This window comes from Flavobacterium sp. UW10123 (genome assembly GCF_040538975.1).
Classification (GTDB): Bacteria; Bacteroidota; Bacteroidia; order Flavobacteriales; family Flavobacteriaceae; genus Flavobacterium.
Map to the genome: position 1 here is coordinate 94,267 of NZ_JBEWQE010000015.1, position 19,414 is coordinate 113,680.

Annotated in this window: 14 protein-coding genes; 6 read left to right on the top strand and 8 right to left on the bottom strand. The window is 32.3% G+C overall.

Annotated features, from left to right (window positions below; genetic code table 11):
- Nucleotides 1–67: 67 nt before the first annotated feature.
- The 4 genes from ABXT06_RS17795 to ABXT06_RS17810 all read right to left on the bottom strand — a co-directional run bounded on the left by ABXT06_RS17795 (nucleotide 68) and on the right by ABXT06_RS17810 (nucleotide 6,653).
- Entirely contained in the window at nucleotides 68–1,603 is a 1,536-nt protein-coding gene (locus ABXT06_RS17795; RefSeq protein WP_354591939.1) for a RagB/SusD family nutrient uptake outer membrane protein, read from the bottom strand.
- Nucleotides 1,604–1,622: 19 nt separating this feature from the next.
- A complete protein-coding gene (locus ABXT06_RS17800; RefSeq protein WP_354591940.1) occupies nucleotides 1,623–4,991 on the bottom strand; it encodes a TonB-dependent receptor in 3,369 nt (1,122 codons plus the stop codon).
- A 70-nt stretch (nucleotides 4,992–5,061) separates the two neighbouring features.
- Entirely contained in the window at nucleotides 5,062–5,982 is a 921-nt protein-coding gene (locus tag ABXT06_RS17805; protein WP_354591941.1) for a FecR family protein, read from the bottom strand.
- A 113-nt stretch (nucleotides 5,983–6,095) separates the two neighbouring features.
- Nucleotides 6,096–6,653 carry an RNA polymerase sigma-70 factor gene (locus ABXT06_RS17810; RefSeq protein ID WP_354591942.1) on the bottom strand — a complete coding sequence of 186 codons (558 nt, stop codon included), beginning with the start codon at nucleotides 6,651–6,653 and terminating at the stop codon, nucleotides 6,096–6,098.
- A gap of 472 nt (nucleotides 6,654–7,125) precedes the next feature.
- On the opposite strand from ABXT06_RS17810, the gene ABXT06_RS17815 reads away from it, so the two are divergent.
- Entirely contained in the window at nucleotides 7,126–8,046 is a 921-nt protein-coding gene (locus ABXT06_RS17815; RefSeq protein ID WP_354591943.1) for a bifunctional helix-turn-helix transcriptional regulator/GNAT family N-acetyltransferase, read from the top strand.
- 360 nt (nucleotides 8,047–8,406) lie between these two features.
- On the opposite strand, the gene ABXT06_RS17820 is transcribed toward ABXT06_RS17815, so the two are convergent.
- The 4 genes from ABXT06_RS17820 to ABXT06_RS17835 form a co-directional block, all read right to left on the bottom strand.
- On the bottom strand, nucleotides 8,407–8,547 hold the full coding sequence (locus ABXT06_RS17820) for a toxin-antitoxin system YwqK family antitoxin (protein WP_354591944.1): 141 nt from the start codon (nucleotides 8,545–8,547) through the stop codon (nucleotides 8,407–8,409).
- Nucleotides 8,548–8,633: 86 nt separating this feature from the next.
- Nucleotides 8,634–9,134, bottom strand: coding sequence for a lipocalin family protein (locus ABXT06_RS17825; RefSeq protein ID WP_354591945.1), 501 nt, complete (start codon nucleotides 9,132–9,134; stop codon nucleotides 8,634–8,636).
- Nucleotides 9,135–9,160: 26 nt separating this feature from the next.
- Nucleotides 9,161–10,120 carry a toxin-antitoxin system YwqK family antitoxin gene (locus ABXT06_RS17830; RefSeq protein ID WP_354591946.1) on the bottom strand — a complete coding sequence of 320 codons (960 nt, stop codon included), beginning with the start codon at nucleotides 10,118–10,120 and terminating at the stop codon, nucleotides 9,161–9,163.
- Nucleotides 10,121–10,150: 30 nt separating this feature from the next.
- On the bottom strand, nucleotides 10,151–13,174 hold the full coding sequence (locus tag ABXT06_RS17835) for a hypothetical protein (RefSeq protein WP_354591947.1): 3,024 nt from the start codon (nucleotides 13,172–13,174) through the stop codon (nucleotides 10,151–10,153).
- Nucleotides 13,175–13,615: 441 nt separating this feature from the next.
- Between ABXT06_RS17835 and ABXT06_RS17840 the strand changes: the two genes are divergently transcribed.
- From ABXT06_RS17840 to ABXT06_RS17860, 5 genes are all read left to right on the top strand, one after another.
- A complete protein-coding gene (locus ABXT06_RS17840; protein ID WP_354591948.1) occupies nucleotides 13,616–15,250 on the top strand; it encodes a hypothetical protein in 1,635 nt (544 codons plus the stop codon).
- Between the two features lie 832 nt (nucleotides 15,251–16,082).
- Nucleotides 16,083–18,053 (top strand): pyocin knob domain-containing protein, encoded by a 1,971-nt coding sequence (locus ABXT06_RS17845; RefSeq protein ID WP_354591949.1) that lies wholly within the window; start codon nucleotides 16,083–16,085, stop codon nucleotides 18,051–18,053.
- Between the two features lie 153 nt (nucleotides 18,054–18,206).
- A complete protein-coding gene (locus ABXT06_RS17850; RefSeq protein WP_354591950.1) occupies nucleotides 18,207–18,398 on the top strand; it encodes a hypothetical protein in 192 nt (63 codons plus the stop codon).
- A 330-nt stretch (nucleotides 18,399–18,728) separates the two neighbouring features.
- The gene (locus tag ABXT06_RS17855; protein WP_354591951.1) at nucleotides 18,729–18,923 is read left to right on the top strand and encodes a hypothetical protein; all 195 of its coding nucleotides are present in this window, start codon (nucleotides 18,729–18,731) and stop codon (nucleotides 18,921–18,923) included.
- A gap of 18 nt (nucleotides 18,924–18,941) precedes the next feature.
- Entirely contained in the window at nucleotides 18,942–19,412 is a 471-nt protein-coding gene (locus ABXT06_RS17860; protein ID WP_354591952.1) for a hypothetical protein, read from the top strand.
- Nucleotides 19,413–19,414: the final 2 nt, after the last annotated feature.

The window sequence follows — 19,414 nt, forward strand, 5'->3', positions numbered from 1 at the left end:
TTACAACTGCAGTCTCCTGACTAAGACTGCAGTGTAAAAACTAACAAAACACAATGAAATTATTGATTTACCAACCTTGGTTTTGAGTCAAAGCTCCTTTACTTACTGCGATTTCATCTGGCGGTATTGGCCAAACGTGATGAATTGCAGGGTTGAAATTACGAGCAGGATAAATTACGCTTCCGTCATAATGGTGCAATGGTTTTGCGTAGGTTTCTTTTGCATCTCCCCAACGCACTAAATCAAAATGGCGGTCTGTCCATTCCCCTGCCAGTTCACATCTTCTCTCTCTTTTTAAATCGACCATTGTCGCACCAGAAATATCTGCAAGACCTGCACGGTGACGAATCATATTGATTTCTGTATCTGCGTTTTGACCTTTCATTAATTTCGCTTCTGCTAACATCAAAATCACATCAGCATAACGTAAAAGAGGTACATTTAAAGCTGTCGAAGGTTTGTCTCCATTCGCATTTACGTAACGAATGTCTACTCCGCCCGATGTTGTTTTTGGATAACTGAACGGCTCCATATATTTTTTAAACTGATAACCTGTTCTGTTACTTGAACTTACAACATGATTTCCTTCATTAAAAGTTACGGTCTCTCCGAAATAAACAAATTTGTCTCCTTTTTGTAAAATTGTCGCGCTACGTCTTTTATCGTTTGCAACATAAGTATCAAATAATTCTTTTGTCGGATAGAAATTTCCCCATCCGTTGTAAACTCCCCAACCTTTATCTTCTAAACAAACTCCAGGAAAAATAGAACCTAAAGAAGTATTTTCTGCACTTGAAGTTACCGACCAAATATATTCTGAAGACCAGTTATTGCTGATTTTAAACACATCTTCAAAATTGTCTAATAATTTGTGTTTTCCGCTAGCCACAATCATATTGGCATATTTGATGGCATTGTCCCAATCTTTTGCATATAAATAAGTACGCACTAAATAAGCCCAAGCTGCTGTTTTGTGAGCGCGTCCGTAATTGTCTGGCGTAAGCTGGTCAAAATAAGGCAATAAATCTGCGGCTTTGATTAAATCTGCAGCGATGTAAGCGTAATTTTCAGCTACATTTTTAGCGCGAGACACATAAACATTTGTTGGATTTTCTCTGTCCTGAATCGGAATTCCAGCACGATCGTCTCCATAATGATAAGCCAATTCTAAATGCATTACAGCATGATTAAAATAAGCTTCTCCTAACATTCCGTTTCTTGTTTTTTCATCCAAAGAAATATTTGGAATATTACGAATCACATCATTACAACGCTTCATAATTTCATAGTGAATTCTCCAGATATCTTTAGTATCCGATTCTGATCCGTCTACAATAAAGTTTTTAATTCTTTCTGCATTTTGTCTTGGTTTTGTTCCGATATCATCGCTGGCATTATTCAGCCAAAAGAAACCACGACCGTACATATTATCATCAGAATACAAAGCATAGATTGCATTTACTCCTGCTTTTGCATCTGCTGGTGTTTTCCAGAAATTCCCGCTCGAAGGAGCTCCTTGTGGCACAACATCAAGTTCGCTTTCGCAAGCCGAAATGCTTACCAAAAGCACAAAACTCAATAATAAAAGACTTATTTTTTTCATTTTAATTGTTTTTTATTTTTTAAAAAGTTGCGTTAACACCTGTCATGTAAATACGAGAAAGCGGATAACGTCCTAAATCCATTCCGAAGTTTTTAAGTCCAACTTCAGGATCCATTCCAGAATAATTGGTAATCGTAAATAAGTTTTGTCCAGAGATGAAGAATCTCAATTTCGCTTTTCCGTTCAACCAGCTTTCTTTAACGGTATAACCAATCGAAACGTTTTTCAATCTTAAGAAAGAAGCGTCTTCGATGTATAAATCAGAAATACGGCCGAAGTTGTTATTGTTATCTGTTGACGAAAGAATTGGAACATTTGTATTGGTGTTGGTTGGAGACCAAGCATCTTTTGAATCAGCCAATAAATTGTAACCTGGGAAAGAAGCATTTAAACCTGTATGTTTTACAGCATTGAAAACACTATTTCCTGCGGCTCCACTGAAAAAGATATTCATATCAAATCCTTTGTACTTGAAGTTAGCATTCAAACTATAAGTTGTTTTTGGGAAAGGACTTCCTAAAACCACTCTATCGCTGTTATTGATTACGCCGTCTCCATTTTCATCTTTAAATTTAATATCTCCAGCAACCGCATTTGGCTGATACATTACACCATCTTTGTTTACATAAGCTTTTACCTCATCATTGCTTTGGAATAATCCATCAGTAGCATATCCGTAGAACGCACCAACTGGGCTTCCGACTTGGTAAATATTGGCTAATGGCAAACTACGAACTCTGCTTAAACCAAGAGGTTCTAATGAATTTAAATCGTCTTTAATAGAAACAATTCTATTACTTAAGAATCCAGCGTTTGCTGTAACATCAAATTTAAATTCTCCGCGAGTTTTTTGATACGTTACACTAACCTCGATTCCTTTGTTTTCAACATCTCCTGAGTTTACAATTCTTCCTTGTGGGGTTCCAGAAACTCCAGGCAATTGGTCACGAACCAACATGTCTTTGTTTTTCTTTACGTAGGCATCAACAGATCCAACCAAAGTATTATTTAGCATGGTAAAATCTAAACCAATGTTGGTCTGTTCAGAGCTTTCCCATTTTAAATTTGGGTTAGATAATTCGCTTTCCGCATAACCATAATTAATTGATGGCACAGCGCCAATTAAGGCTTGCGTTTGCACTAAAGGCACACTAAATTGATATGGTCCAAGGTTTCCTAAATTTCCTATTTGTCCCCAGCTTGCGCGAAGTTTTAAATTGCTGATGATTGGCTCAATACCTTTCATGAAATTTTCTTCAGAAATTAACCAACCTGCAGAAACAGAAGGATACACTTTCCAACGGTTATTTTCTAATAATTTTGAGGTTCCGTCGCGACGAACAATTCCCGAGATTAAATATTTCTGATTGAAATCGTAATTGATTCTTCCCACATAAGAAGAAATAATTTCATCTGATCTTCCTGCTGCCGTTTGCTGAATTAATTTTGCATTTAATAAATAACGCTGTGATGGGTCTTCGTTGTCAAAACCAGTTCCTTCAACTGTGTAAAAATCTCTTTTAGTTTCTTGATACGTATATCCAGCTAACGCTTTTAAATTGTGCTTTCCGAATGATTTCTCATACGAGATAGTCTGCTCGCTCAATAAATCGGTAACTGTCATATTTTTCAGTGTCAATCTATTGAAGTCGAAGATTTTTCCTGGCTCAGTAACCTTTACTGTAAAGTCTGTTGCATTATCCTGAATTCTAGTATAACCCCAATTCGATTTTACTTTTAAACCTTTAACAATTTCCCATTCTGCATACGGGTTAATCAAAATGGTAGAAACTGGATTTTTATTGTCTAATCTTTTTAAATACGCCACCGGATTGATAACGTCTCCGTAAGAACCAATATATTTTTCTGGAACACCACCAAATTGACCCGAACCATCTTCTCTATAAATTGTTGCGTTTGGCGGATACAAAATCGCGGCTTGAATTGCTCCTGTATATGAACTTGAAGTATTGGCTGTCTGTCCATCAGTCAACGAGTATGAAATATTTTCTCCAATTGTAAAATTATCAGCCAATTTGAAAGAAGAATTTGCTCTTACTGTATAGCGCTCTCCGTATGTATTTAATAGAATACCTTCGTTTTTTCTGTAGCTTCCAGAAAGAAAGAAATTAGATTTTTCTGTTTTTCCATTTACCGAAAGAGACAGATCTTGAATTTCTCCTGTACGGAAAATTTCATCCATCCAATTGGTCTTTGTTGTTCTTGCAGTTGGCTCAAATGCAGGATCAAAAGCAGGAATTCTCGGCAAACCTGCATTATCTCTTGCAAGATTCATGGCATCAGCATATTCTGCGGCGTTTAAAACCTCTAATTTTTTCGCTACATTCTGAAAACCTCCTTGGTAGTTTACATTGACATTAATTTTGTCTGAAACTCCTTTTTTAGACGTAATTAAAATTACTCCACCAGAAGCTCTTGCACCGTAAATTGCTGCAGAAGCCGCATCTTTCAAAACGTTTATCGAGGCAATATCATTTGGATTTATCGTGTTTAAAGAGCCACTGTAAATGATTCCGTCCAAAACGATTAAAGGCGTTTCAGCATTCAAAGATCCAATACCACGAATGTTGATTGTTGGCGATGCCGTTGGGTCACCACCATCGTTGATTACGGTAACCCCAGCAACCGTTCCTTGCAATAATTCAGCTGCATTGTTGTAGGTTCTGCTAGAAGTTTCTTTCATAGAAACAGAACCAACCGCTCCTAAAACTTCATTCTTTTTCACGCTACCATATCCCATTACCACAACTTCTTGAAGCTGTTTTACATCGGCTGCTAATTTTACCGTGATATTTTGTGAACTCGTAACTTTTACTTCTTGCGTTACATAACCCACATAAGAAAAAATAAGTGTCGCTTCAGAAGAGTTTACTTCTAATTTGAATGTTCCGTCAAAATCTGTTGCTGTTGCTGCGTCTGAACCTTTATCTTTAATTCCAACTCCTGGCAAAGGCATATTGTCATCTCCGCCAAAAACAGTTCCCGAAACAGTGATTTTATTTTGATCTGAAGAAGTGACTTTTTGATTTTTCTTAATTACGATATTATTACTCACAATCTCATATCGAAGCACATTTCCGCAAATTTTATCCAGCGCTTGTTCAAGCGTTACATTATTCAGTTTTAAACTTAATTTCTGATTGGCATTTACTTGGCTGCTTTCGTACATAAAATGCACATCAACCTGATTTTCAATTTTTTGAAATATATTTTTTATACTCTCATTATCAACTTTTAAAGTGACTCTTTTATTAATGTCAACATTCCCAGCTTTTACTGTTAGTGCCGCAAAAAACAAAGTCATAAATAGGAATAATTTTGTTCCTATTGTCCTTATGCTGGCATACCGCATTTGCTTTTCATTCATAGTTTTTAGATTTAGTGTAATTGTTTTGTTTATAGTTTGCTACGTAGTTTTATTTTTATTGTTTAAAGAATTATTCGATTTTGTAAACCCCAGAATCCTTTTTATATTGGGCATTAACGATATTGCATACCAGTCCAATTACCTGATCAGCAGGCAGTTCTTTAAAATAGGCGCTAATCTTTAAATCGTTTAAATTCTTGTTCTTGACTTCAATCGCAACATTATAATTACGACCGATTGTGGCCACAACTTCAGAAAGAGGTGTTTCTTCAAAAACCATAATATTTTTTCGCCATAGCGAAATGGTATTTACCGGAATATCTTTAAAAGCTTGAAGTTTATTATCCTGAGATTTAAAGACCACTTTCTGACCTGGCGTTACAAAGACATTTTCATCTGTAACAGTCGATTTCACGTTTACTCTTCCTGTTGCAACTGAAACTTCTTGCATCTTTTGATCCGGATAAGCTTGAACATTAAAACTGGTTCCTAGAACTTTGGTGTCCATTTTATTGGTATGAATGATAAAAGGATGTTTCTTGTCTTTGGCTACATCAAAAAAAGCTTCACCACTTAAATAAACTTCTCTTGTGTCGCCTTTAAATTCTTTCGGATATTTAAGAACACTTCCTGCATTTAACCAGATTTTTGTGCCGTCGCTTAATTTTATTTTCGCATGTTCTCCTAGTTTTACCGCAAACTGTTTACTTTCTACAGCATTTTTTGTCGAATAGAAAAACACAGATAATCCGACAAGGAAAACCAAAGAAGCCGCAACAGCCCAGTTTTTGTATGTGAGAGAAATAACTTTACTCGTATTCTTTATTTGTCTTAATTCTTTTTTCAGTTTTGAGCGGTCAGATTGAACCACTTCCATATTATCAAAAAAATCATCAGTACGATCGTACCATTTGTTCCACATTTCTTGTCCTTTTGGAGAGTACTTTCCTTCTAAAAAAATTTTGATTTCGTTATTTGAATTTTCAGGCATTATAATTTCTTTATGTCTTTAATAGTATGTCTTGGGAATTGTAATTTTAGGTAGGCGCAAAAGGTTACGCTTCTGTTAAGAAAAAAGCTGTATTCTTAATCTGAAGTTTACTTTTAATTGAATTCGCCCAAATAAGTGCGCATGAATTTCAGCGAATATGTAATATGGTATTTTACAGTCTCGATTGAAACATTCAATTCTTCGGCGATTTCTTTATTGGTGTAATGTTTTACTCGGCTCAGAATAAAAACCTCTTTTGATTTTTTAGGGAGTAATGCTGCCGCTTCGTCAACCGCTTTTTGCAATTCATCATAATAAATAGAATCTTCGATTGCATTATAGCTAATTTGCGAAACGGTATTTTTTTCTAAAACTTCTTGAATGTATTGATCGGTAACCTCGTGCGATTTGATATAATCTAAAGTCATATAGCGAACCGAAGTATAGATATACGCCGCGAAACTTTTCTGAATTACAATTGTTTTGCGTCTTTCCCATATAGAGGTGAAAACTTCCTGCACAATTTCTTCTGAAATGGCAATCGATTTCATTCGGAGATATACGAATCGAACTAACAGATCTCGATATCTAAAATAAAGTTCATCAAAAGCCTTATCCTTGCCCGATTTTAATAATTCGACAAGTTCTTCGTCTGTAAACTTCTTATACATGATACATTATTTTGATATGAATAATCAAATCAAAAGTGTGATACAAAACACTTTTTCTGATTTCGTCTTGATAATGATCGTGCTGTTTAAAAATTGGCATATACAAAGTATTGGTTTCTTCTTATATGTCTCCAAAATTAAAGCTGACGGTAGGTCGATTAGGTTACGTTTACATTAATAAAACCTTTCTAAAACGAAACATATTATTAACATTTGAAGTCAAAAGCCAACTGAAAAATAAGGGTTTGCAGTATTTCGCGTAAAAAATGAAATGCTTTGTTTGGTATAACAATCTTTCTCTTATAAAAAGCAGAAAAAGTGCTTAACAAATAATTAATGAGAATACATTAAGATGGGTTTATTCTTTTCAAAATTCTTTTCAAAATTCTTTCCAAAAAAATAAAAATCAAAAATTAGTTGACAAAAGCAACTAAATTTATATATTTGTACCTCAACAATACAATTTCAAATCATGAATACTACAACTTCAAAAATTAGAAGTTTCAACCGATTTTATACGGCACATTTAGATATCTTAAGTCAACATTATTTAGATAGCGAATATTCTTTAACAGAAATACGAATCCTGTATGAAATCAGCGAAAGCAAAACTATAACTGCTCAAAAAATCACTGAAATTTTAAATCTTGATAAAGGATATTTAAGCCGAATTTTGAAGCGTTTTATAAAAGAAAACTTAATTGAAAGAGTTGCTTCAGAAGAAGATAAACGCGCTTTTGACATTAAATTGACAGATTCTGGAACTGAATTATTAAGCGTTTTAAATGCTAAATCTGAAAACAAGATTGAAGGTAAAATTGAAAAACTAAATTCATCCGAAAAAGAAATTTTAGTTGATTCAATGAATACTGTACGAAATCTGCTGACAGAAAATAAAATAACTCGGGAAGATATTACTTATCGTCATAATATTACTCCTGGCGATATTGGCTACATTATTTATTTACATGGATTTATCTACGGAAACGAATCGAATTTTTCAAATGATTTTGAGAAATACGTGATCAAAACTTTTTACGATTTCTTAGAAAAATATTCTCCAGAAAATGACCGAATCTGGATGGCAGAATACAATAATAAAATTGTGGGATGTGTCGCAATTGTGCATCAACCAAACGAAGAAGGTCAGCTAAGATGGTTTCTTCTAGATCCAGCTTTTAGAGGTCTCGGAATTGGTAAAAAACTCTTAACTGAAGCTGTAGATTTTTGTAAAGAGAAAAAGTTTAAAAATGTGTTTCTGCTTACTACAAATCTGCAAGATAAAGCGCTTCAAATGTATAAAATGGTTGGATTTGAACTGACGCAATCTGAAGAAGTTCAGGAATGGGGGAAGACTTTTTTTGAGGAGCGATATGACCTAAAATTGGATTAAAAAAAATAAACCTCCAAAATCTAATAGATTTTGGAGGCTATTACCGTTTGATTTGAACTGCATATTTTTTACACCAAATTGTTGGAGTATTTCTTATTTTTTGTTTACCAATGAAGCCTTATAGTCGTTATAGTATTTATCTTCTTTTTTAATACGATTTTCACGTTGAGAAATAACACTTTGCTTATCCTTATTTTCACTCCAGGTTAAATATATACTGTCATATGCCTTTTCTCTAGAAGGAAATTCTTTGGTCCTTAGCAGTTTGCCATTACTGTCATAATAATTCCAAATACCTCGTTTTTGAGTTAGATAACATTTATCGCTAAAGTCTTTAGAAGGAATTCCCGGAGTTCCTTTTTATATATATATATGAATGCCCTTTTCTTTTAATTTACCATTCTCATGATAATATTCCCATATTCCCACTTTTAAGCTATCCTGAAATGCTCCTAATTCTTTCAAATGGCCATTCTTGTAATAATTTTTCCAAATACCCATCTTTTTATTTGATGAATACCCTCCTTCCGATTCTAACTCTCCTGTAGGATAAAAGTGTTTCCAATCATAATTCTTAGCATCATCTTCTATGATTCCAATCGCTTTAATGGTCTTGTTATTAGGATAATAAAAGTGTCTTTATCTTTTATATAGGCTTTTCTTTCTGCTTCTATTTTCTTTCTTTCCGCCCTTACTTCTTCTACATCTTCTTCTTTTATGTAATCTGCATTATTACTCCCGTCTGGGGTAATATCAAGTCTTGCCCCATGTATCCAAAAAATCTGATTGCCAAGTGTCCTGCCAAATTCTGCTTTTCCCATACCAGATATAATTTCTAAATATTCCTTACTGTATTCTTCCCAGTTTAGAATATGAATTTTATTGTCTTCTCGGGTCCAAGTACCAGAGTGGCTACGTTCAATCGAATCCTTTTTATAGTAGTGAAAAAAAGTTCCATCAGCCTTAAAGTCTATATAGTGTATAGCTTTGTCATCTTCGATATTATAATATTTCCCTAACACTTCTTTTTGGCAAGAGGTTAATCCAAAAATAATAATCCCAAATAATGCAGTAATTTTTAATTTCATGTTATTACAAAAGTGATCACTTTTATTTATTTCTTATTTTTTAAAGAAGCCTTGTAATCATTGTAATCTTGATCCAGCTCTTTTATTCTTTTATTACGTTTTTCAATAGCTTTCTCTCTATTATAATTGAATGGCGGTGCCATATATAAACTATCATAGTATTTTTCTTGTGTTGGAAATTTTTCTACTTTAATCAATTTCCCATTATCGTCATAAGTTTTCCATTCTCCCCTTTTTTCTTCTTTATCATTCAGATTATATATGTATATATATGTTCCTATATTTTTTAACTGCCCATTTTCGAAGTATTGTTCCCAAGTGCTTATCTTCGAGTCTTCTTCATAAGATCCTACTTCTTTCAAATGACCATTCTTAAAATAATATTTCCAAATCCCTATTTTCCTATCTGTTGAATATTGCCCTTCTGATTCTAGTTCTCCTGTAGGATAAAAGTGCTTCCATCCATAATTTTTTTCATCTCGCTCTATTTTTCCAATGGCTTTAATAATTTTTGTTTTAGGATAATAAAAGGTGTCTTTATTTTTTAGATAAGCTTCCCTTTCTTCTTCTTCTTTCTTTCTTTCTGCCCTTATCTCTTCTACTTCTGCTTCTTTTATGTAATCTGCACCGTTACTGCCGTCTGGAGTAATGTCCAGACGGGAACCATGTATCCAAAAAATCTGGTTGCCCAAAGTAGTGCCAAATTTTACTTCTCCCATACCAGATATGATTTTCAAATATTCATAACTATATTCTTCCCAATTTAAAATATGTATTTTATTATCCTCAAGGGTCCAATTACCGGAATGACTCCTTTCAACTGTATCTTTTTTATAATAATGATAAAAAGTACCATCCCCTTTAAAATCTATATAGTGAAGGGCTTTCTCATCTTCAACATTATAGTATTTTCCTGAAACTTCTCTCTCACAGGATATTAGTCCAAAAATAATAATCCAAAATAATACACTAATTTTCAATCTCATATATCTTATTTTTCCTGCAATATACTGCTTTTATGGTAATTTAAAAGTAAAATAAATACGTTGTGCAATAGTTGACAATAATGCTTCTTTTTCTTCTTTTATATTTTTCCTTTTTCTATCATTACCCACATGAAGCATTAATGATTGCCTTCCGGTCTGATTATAAATATAGCCTTCTAGTTTTTTATTTTTTATACGAACCAAAGCAAAAGCTCCCCCTATAAATATTTGCACTAAATTAGAATCTAGATGTTTGTCCAGAGATTCAATAGCATATTCCAGTGTTGGGCTAAACTCTAAATCCACTTTTAAATCTTTACTGTCAGGTCTGTTTACAAAATCATAATTCGTTTGTCGCAATAATTTTAAAGTTTCTTCCATAATTTCCTGAATCATACGGTCTTTTAAAAGAGCCTGTGCAAATTTATGCTCATTATAATCAAAACTACGTACCTCTGGCCCTTTACCAGTTGCAAACTCATACAATAAAATAGCCACTGTAGCTTCGTAACTTTTTTTAAATAAATATTCTTTTTCGTTTTCTTCAATAATTTTTCCAACTCCTGGATAAATACGTTCTGCTGTTTTAACCAATGCGTTTACGGCAATTTCATCTGGTAATCCTTTGCCTTCTTCTTTCACTACTTCTACTGTTTTATGAATCTCTTTCGCTATTTTTTTTCTTAATTTTTCACTTATTTCATGAATTTCAATCATATCATTAAATAAGTTTTCCACTAAATCAATATAATCTTGATTACCATTTTTTTTACTTTCTGTTATTTCAAGTTCCTTTTTTAGGTACTCATAAAGTTCTTTCAAATCATTATAAAGTATGTTATCAATGTTAAGAGCTGCTTCTGAAACTTCGTCACCAATATCTGATAATGATTTTTTAATTTGTCTCTTTATAGCATTTATTGACTTTTTAATCTCTTCATTAATAGATTTTTTTACATCATCCTTAACTTTATTAAGTTCTTTACTATTAACTGCACCCTTATCTATATTTGTCTTTATTCTCTCTAATCGTTCTAATATTTTATACTCTTTCAGATGTTTTACTTGCTCTTTTACAGCATTCTCTTGATTAATTATAAAGTACTCTTCTGTTTCAGCATTATAACTTTGAGGCTTTTTGATGATTTTATCGAGACTTTCTGCTTTAAAAGTATCGCTCAGTTTCAAATAATACAATTCTTTTACCATAACTTGGCCCAATTTTACCCTGTCATCATATTTTGCGAAATTGAAGGTTACTTTTCCGTCTACCGTAAAATACTTTTCCATAATATCCTGTGTTAGATCGGGAGCCATCCAAAGCGTAAAATTTTCGTTAATTTCTGCGACAATTTCATCTAATTCATCATTTCCAGTAACACCAGCTTCACTTAATGATTTTTTCATTAGATTAATATCTAAATCTTGAAAAGAAGAGTTTATATAATCCTGAACCATAGTTTGTTCAAACTCTACTAATTTAAAATCTAATTCTTGTTTAGTTAGATTTTTAAAACTTTGTTTATTTCCTTTTGCATCAATAAATTCACCACTTAATCTACCTTTTCCTTCTAAAAGCAGTTTTACATTATTCATGTTTTCTGCAAAGAGATATTTATTACCGCCTTTCAAAAATTCATCGCTCTTATCGGATAAATACCACAAATTCATCATTTCGGCAGATCCTAATGCAATTTCTCCATCTATTGCGGATGCTATAGAGCCCATTGTAACTCTTGCTGCAGCATCAAACCATTCTGATATAATTCCTTTAGTTTTTAAATAAGCATCGACAAACTTGTAGTAAGCATGACGCTGTGCAATTGTATTATACAAATAATGTTGAGCGTTCATTGTGTTATATATAGAAGCATTCCAGAAAGTAGAGCCGCTTTTATCTGGATAATCAATTCTATCAAAATCATACCACTGGCCTTCTTTTAATTTCTGATATTTTTTTTCTTTATTTCTTCTCTTTTCACCTTGTGCATATTTTATTTCCACTTCGTCCAGTAATGTTTCCGACCAGATATAATAAATACTTTGCACACCTAAATCTGGATACACCTTTTTAGGGCTTAGATTCGGATATATTTCTTTTCTTGTTTGAATAGTAATTTTACTTGGAAGTTGTGGAAAAACAGATTTTAGGAGTATAAAAAGCTCATCATGTTCTGAAAAAAGTTTATTAATATCAATATCCGATCTTTTAATTTCAGAGATCAATCTTTTATAATAGGCTTTTATACGGGAATCTTCATTTTCTCTGGATAATTCTAATAATTTTAAAATCATTAATTCCTTGACGTCTTCCCAGTTTACATTATTGAATTCAGATTCGCCAATTACAGGAAGATGCCATTTTTGAAGCGCAAAATACATTTCTGTAAACAAAATTTCATTTGGTTTATCAATAAAATCTGCTACTGTCGTCTTCTCATCATCAAAAGCTTTACTAATACGTGTCCAATATTGAATAGTTTCAGGATTATTTTCTTTAATTGCCTGATCTAATTTCTTTTTGATTTCAGCTTTGATAAGCTCAAACGACGGCTCATTGCTATTTGATTGAAGCATTTGAGGTACTGTCAACACTTGTTTTGCATCGATACTTTCATAAATCTGACTAAATGCATTGCTTAAAACTGTATTTTCTGCTTCTGAAACCGGAAGAGTATTGCCAGTTGATCCAAAAGAACTCATAATTGCACTTTCAGTACTATCAAAAGCGCCTCCTCCGATTGAAGCATTAAGCGTTGATCCAGTAAATAAATTTGACCTCGAAGCCGAAGAAGTATTGCTAAACGATGGGACTGTTTTAATTGCAGCATTGGTATCGAAAACGCCTTCTTCAGCCGAGTCTAAAGTATTGTTCATGACATTATTAGAAGCATTTTGCTCCTGCCAAATTTGTACAATATCTTTTTGCTCGTTGATTTCTTTTGAAACCTGAGCAAGTTCTTTTATAAAGCTTTTTGTTAAATCTTCAGAGCTTTCTAAAGGAGAATTATTTTTTATTAAAATATTGAAATTGTGAACTGTATTTTTATTCATAATGAAACGTTTTTTCTGGAGACAAAAGTACACCCATCATTTATGTTTTAAAAATTACAACACCTTTGAATTCAGTAGTTTCAGCAGGTTTTCTTTCTACTGAAACTACTGAAAACCGTTAGCTTTTTTCAATTAAAAACATATTCCTTTTCCTACTTTTGTTTCTTCCAAAAAACAAATAATCGCATTGCATTTTTTTACCTCATTGCAATTGTGTCTTCCTTTGAATTTGTAAAAAATACCACTCGACTTTTATTATTAATCAACTTAAAATAGCCGTTATGGATTTTTTATTTTCAATTGGCATACGGAAAATGCCTAAAATTCCCGACAAGAGTAATTCTTATTCTATACTCCCATCTAATCTTTGGTTTAGAGACTTTAATTCCTCTTTAAATCAAAACCATTCTCTTTTAAAACTTCATTAAAAATTAAAACAACATGGCACTTCAAACATTAAATACTATAAAAAGCTGGTTTAAAACCGGATTAAAACCTTCTCAGAATCAATTTTGGGATACTTGGGACTCCTTTAGGCATAAAAATGAGAAAATACCTCTTCAGGATATTGAAAATCTTGAAACAACTTTAAACACAAAAGAAAATAAATTCAACAAAGGAATTGCAAACGGATATGTTCCGCTAAATACTTTTTCTAAAATAGCCAATCAATATTTAGATATAGTAAATGATCTAGTTTCTGGAGGTTCAAATTCACTGTTAAGTGCTGAGCAAGGTAAAATTTTACAAAACCAGATAAATGAAGTTATCAATCTACTTAAATCTGATAATACAAATCTTAATACGCTTCAGAAAATTGTAAATACTATTGAAGAAATTCAAAAATCGATAAGCATTATTTTGGTAAATGATTTGACTACTGGCGGCGTTACAAAAGCACTAACTGCTGAAATGGGTAAGCAATTGCAGAATACTAAACTCACTGCCTCAATTGCTACAGATGCGGAAACACAAACAATTGTAGCAATTGATGAAGATAATAAAGTTGTTAGTCGCTCTAAATTATTTAATTGGTGGGCTTGGATTAAATCCAACGTTCAAACAATTAATGCCATTTGGAATTTTCCGAGAGGAATCAAGGCAGAAGGTAATGCTGGCGATTATACTTTTACTTCAAAAATGAATACTGGTAATTTCAGTGTGCAATGTAAATATGACGATAATTATGATACTTCAACTTTTGAAATAGGGTTAATACGCTGGATTAAAAATGGTATTACAACTGTTTTGATGCCTTATGGAGGGCTTCAAGATAATACGATATTTTTACCCAATAAGTCGGGACATATTGCATTGGAGAATGATTTTATTGTGACAGCTGAAGGAACAACTGATAAACCGCCTTTGATAATTCCAAGAGGTGAACTAACGTCATATGCACACAATGGTGCTATAGAGCGTGATTTAGACGGATGTTTATACGATACTGCATTAGATAATAACCGAAATCGAATTCTGACAGAAAATAATGCAATCACTTTATTTACTAAAGGCAGTGCAACGCAAACTGACAATAGCCACAATAAGACTACTGAAGTTGAAAGAAATATAAAGTCAATACCTTCATCAACATTTTCAAATATAAGTTTTGGATCTCTTTACGTATCCGTTGATGCCTCTTGGGGAGAGACAGTAGGTACTGTTCAACCAAATGTATTCAAGATTGAATATTTTTTAAAATTGGTCAATGGCTTTTTTAGCTCAAGCACTTGGGGTTCAGATAATTTAGGACAATATATTAAAATAGCCGATATGAATCTACTTCAGAGCTGGCCTATAAATCAAACTTTTACTTTAAGTTATTCAAATTCATTTAGAACACATTGCAACAACAATGGTAAAAATGGTAATAGATGTGGTGTTGGAATTGGAGATGACTTTTATAACACACGTAAGCTAGACAATTCCGATAATGAACTTCCATTCAATTGTCAGTTTGAAATTATTGAAAGAATTACTTGGGAATATAGCGATGAAAATAATACTAATGGAGATAATATGATGAAAAGAGCTATTGCAGGAGTAAATGCGTTTTACATAGAAAAAATAATTTAATAATCATTTAAAGAGTAAATAACAAATTTAATTTAATCAAAAAAATCAAGCTAAATAATTCAAAACATGCCAATTCGAACAAAACCTAATGCAAAAATGGCGAAACCAATCAAATAGTAATAGAAAATGAAACTATTATCTCGAGGCGGAACTAACACTATTAAGTTAATAGTAAAAATATTGCTAAAGATATTTTAAGAGACACTGTAAATGCGATTAGGCTAAATGTGTTTTTAAAAATACATTAGCTAAAGAAGGCGGAAAAATACAGGGTATATTTATAGAAAGCCGACAGGTAAATTAATGATAGTTTTTTAAGATAAATTGGCATTTTAAAGAAAAACATTCCCATAAAACAAATGAAAGTTAAAGATTATAAATAAAAAATCATAGGAGCAGAAAAATTAAAAACTCCACCAACATTAAAAATCTTACTACTTTCTAAAACAAAAAGTCTACGGCTACTAAAGAACCAAATCTTTATTAGTCGTAGGCTTTTATATGCTCACAGATATATTTGTACTGAAACTACCGAAAACAGAGATCATTTTTCTCGTTTTTTAGTGTTCTTGCAACCTACTTTTACACCCTCAAAATTAAATAACAGCTTTGCTTTTATATAAAGAAATCTACTCCTGTTATTCTTAAAACATTTCCAAAAGAATATATTATTAATTCAATTATAACAAATACCACTATGAGTTATGTATTATCAAAAGGTATTAGAAAAATACCTAAAATTCCAGACAAAATTTATTTAAAAACCTCTCTAAATCTGAAATCCCCCTCCTAAAAAAATCCAAAAACAACAACTTAATTAGACATTATTATCATGGCTATACAAACATTAAATACCATAAAAAACTGGTTTAAAACCACCTTAAAACCTTCTCAACAACAATTCTGGGATACTTGGGATTCGTTTAGACATAAATTTGATAAAGTTCCTGTAGAAGACGTTGAAGGAATCGATGAATTGTTGAATACAAAAGCAGATAAAATTGCTTTAAATGATCATATTGCCGATATAAATGCACACGCTTCTTTGTTTGAACCAAAGGAAGACAAATCACAAAAAGGTATAGCTCACGGGTATGCACCTTTAAACAATTTTACAAAATTAGCAAGTCAATATTTAGACATTGTAAATGATTTGGTTTCTGGAGGTTCATCTTCGCTTTTAAGCGCTGAGCAAGGAGTACTTTTACAAAATCAAATTAACAACATAAATGCCATTTTGGCTTCAGACAATCTTAATCTAAGTACTTTTCAGGAAGTTGTTGATGCGATCGAATCAATTCAAACTTCTTTGAGTACTATTTTAGTAAACGATCTTACTACAGGCGGAACTATGAAGGCATTGACAGCTGAAATGGGGAAAATTTTAAATGAAAACAAAGAAAATAAATCACAACGAGGTGTTGCAAATGGTTATGCTCCTTTGGACAGCTTTACTAAAATTTCAAATACTTATCTCAATATTGTAAATGACCTCATTACTGGTGGAACAGATTCATTATTAAGTGCCGAACAAGGAAAAGTTTTAAAAGAAAAAATTGACGGTATCAATGCTATTTTATCTTCAGATAATATTAATCTTGATAGTGTCCAAGAAATTGTTGATGCAATAGAAACCATTCAGGCTTCTTTAAACACTATTTTAGTAAATGATTTAACCACAGGGGGAACAACTAAAGCGTTAAGTGCAGAAATGGGTAAAACTTTAAAAAGTTTAATCGATAATTTATCAACTCCAGCCATTCCTACATTACAAGAAGTATTAAAATCCGGAAATACATATACCAACCCTCACACCATGGCTGGTCATATGTGCGAAGTCCAAATATCAGACAATGGTTTCAAACACTCGCTAAATAATAGTGATGGAACATTAGTTAGTAAATTCGAAAAGCTGTGGGACAGGTATACCCATATGAACAGGAGTGTTTCTGAAGCCAATCCAGCATATTATACTGAAAATTTAGATCAACACGATGGACAAGGAATTATATTAAAGTCTGAAGAAGGTTCTGATTCAGGCAATACAATAAGTTCTCTAGTTCTCAACAGATTTGGAGTAAACATATTTACCTCAAAATTTTTAGCAAGCTTAAGAGCTGACTATTTAACGGCCCGAAGAATTTTCCAATTTCCTGACAAAGCAGGAACATTAGCAACCACATCCGATTTCAAAACCATCAATGGAAAATCAATTGTTGGTGAAGGAGATATTTCTACTTCCGACAATAACGCATTGCACAAAACTGGAAACGAATCTAAAGAGGGTGATCTTTATATAACAGGTAATCTTAGTGTATCTCAATATCTTGGTATAACTGGCAATATCGAAATAACCGATCTAGATACATTCCCTCGTCCGCCAGAAACCAATATAATTCTTGACAAAAACGGAGATCTTACCGCTAAAAACTTCATAGGCAGATCTATAGCTTCTTATACAGGAGAATTTTATAGCAATGTAAAAATTGGGAATTCAACTAGCAACGAAAACAAACTAGAGGTTAATGGAACTATTTCTACAAATGGAATCAAAATTGCAGCTGCAAATACCGAATCATCAGATACTATATTTGCTAATACTCCTGTTGGTTCTCAAAAAACAATAAGTGGAAATAGCATTCAAATATCTGGAGCTACAGGGGACTATTTTTTAGAAACATTCAGATACAATGCTTCCGATTACGGAATGCAGCGAATTACATTTACATCTACAGCATCAGCTGGTCGCTTTTTTATAAGAACATTAACTGCTGGAGCTTGGTCTGCATGGATTGAAAAATAATTAACTACTAAATTAAACAATCAACATAATTAGTAAGATGTTGCAATTTAGCATTTGCTGTATCTATTACATAATTCCTATTTTAAAAAACAGCCAAAACTCTCAATCTTTTACAGTAGATCTATTCACAATATCAATCTCAAATTAACTTATATGGATAAATCAAAAATTACAGTAATCATTAGCTTATTAATTGTTTTAACAGGCTTAATTGACACAAAATTCGATCTTTTGCAAGATGCAGGATTATCAATGATAACAATTAACAGAATCAAATTGGTTGGTTTATTTTTATCGGCTGCATTGTCCAGTATTATTCCGTTTTTTTCTAAAGAAGAAATGTAACAAGGGTTTGTAGAAATTTAAAATTATTCTACTCCGATAAAAAATATCCCAGGATCATTAGAAGAATATAAATTTCCTAATGATTCTGGGTGTTTTTTTATAAAAATACAACACTCTATTTTCTACTGAAACTACTGAAAACCAAGAGCTAATTATTCTTTTTTCGGTTTGCTACTCCTTACTTTTACATACTCTAATTCATCTATTAGAATTCCCAAAACACACACAATTGCACGATTTACTTTTAAGATATTTTCTTAAAAGTCAGCACTTCAATTGCATTAATTAATCATTCAAATAATTATATCAACCTTTAAATATTTATCAATCATGGATTATGTACCAAAAGATTTAGGAGAAACGCCTAAAATACCCGACATGAGCAACTTTAAAAATCCTTTGGAGTCACAATCCTCAGGTGGCATTTTTATTGAAAACTTCAATATTACTCCTTCAATTTCAACTGAAAAAAGTGAAAGTTTAGCCGAAATTATAAAAAAAGAAAGTAAAGACAGCTGTATCTAATCTAAAAAAAACAAAATAATGACAGACGAAATATTTATCCAAAACCTTAAAGAAAAATACGGTCAGATCTTAAAACTTACTTCAGATGATCAATCAATTACAGCGTATTGCAAAAGACCAACTTTTGAAATCTATCTAAAATATCAAAACTTATACAAAGATAATCCACATGAAGCGATTCTATTTTTATTTAAAGAATGTCTACTTGAGAAAGAAAATTATAATGACGAGTTCATGCTTGCTTCAGGAAACTCAATCATCGAAATGATCAAAAAAGATAGCGAATTCAATATAAACTCAACACCACAAAAAGATGAGTTTAAGAAATCTGCAGCTCTTATTCGATATGCTTTTCGGGTTGATCCATACAAACTTCCTATGGATGAATTTTATAAACTCCTCGAAGAAGCACTCTGGTTGCAAAAACATAACGACAACAGAATGGAAAGTACTATGATGGCAGCTTTTGCTAAAACATTTTCAAACTAAAA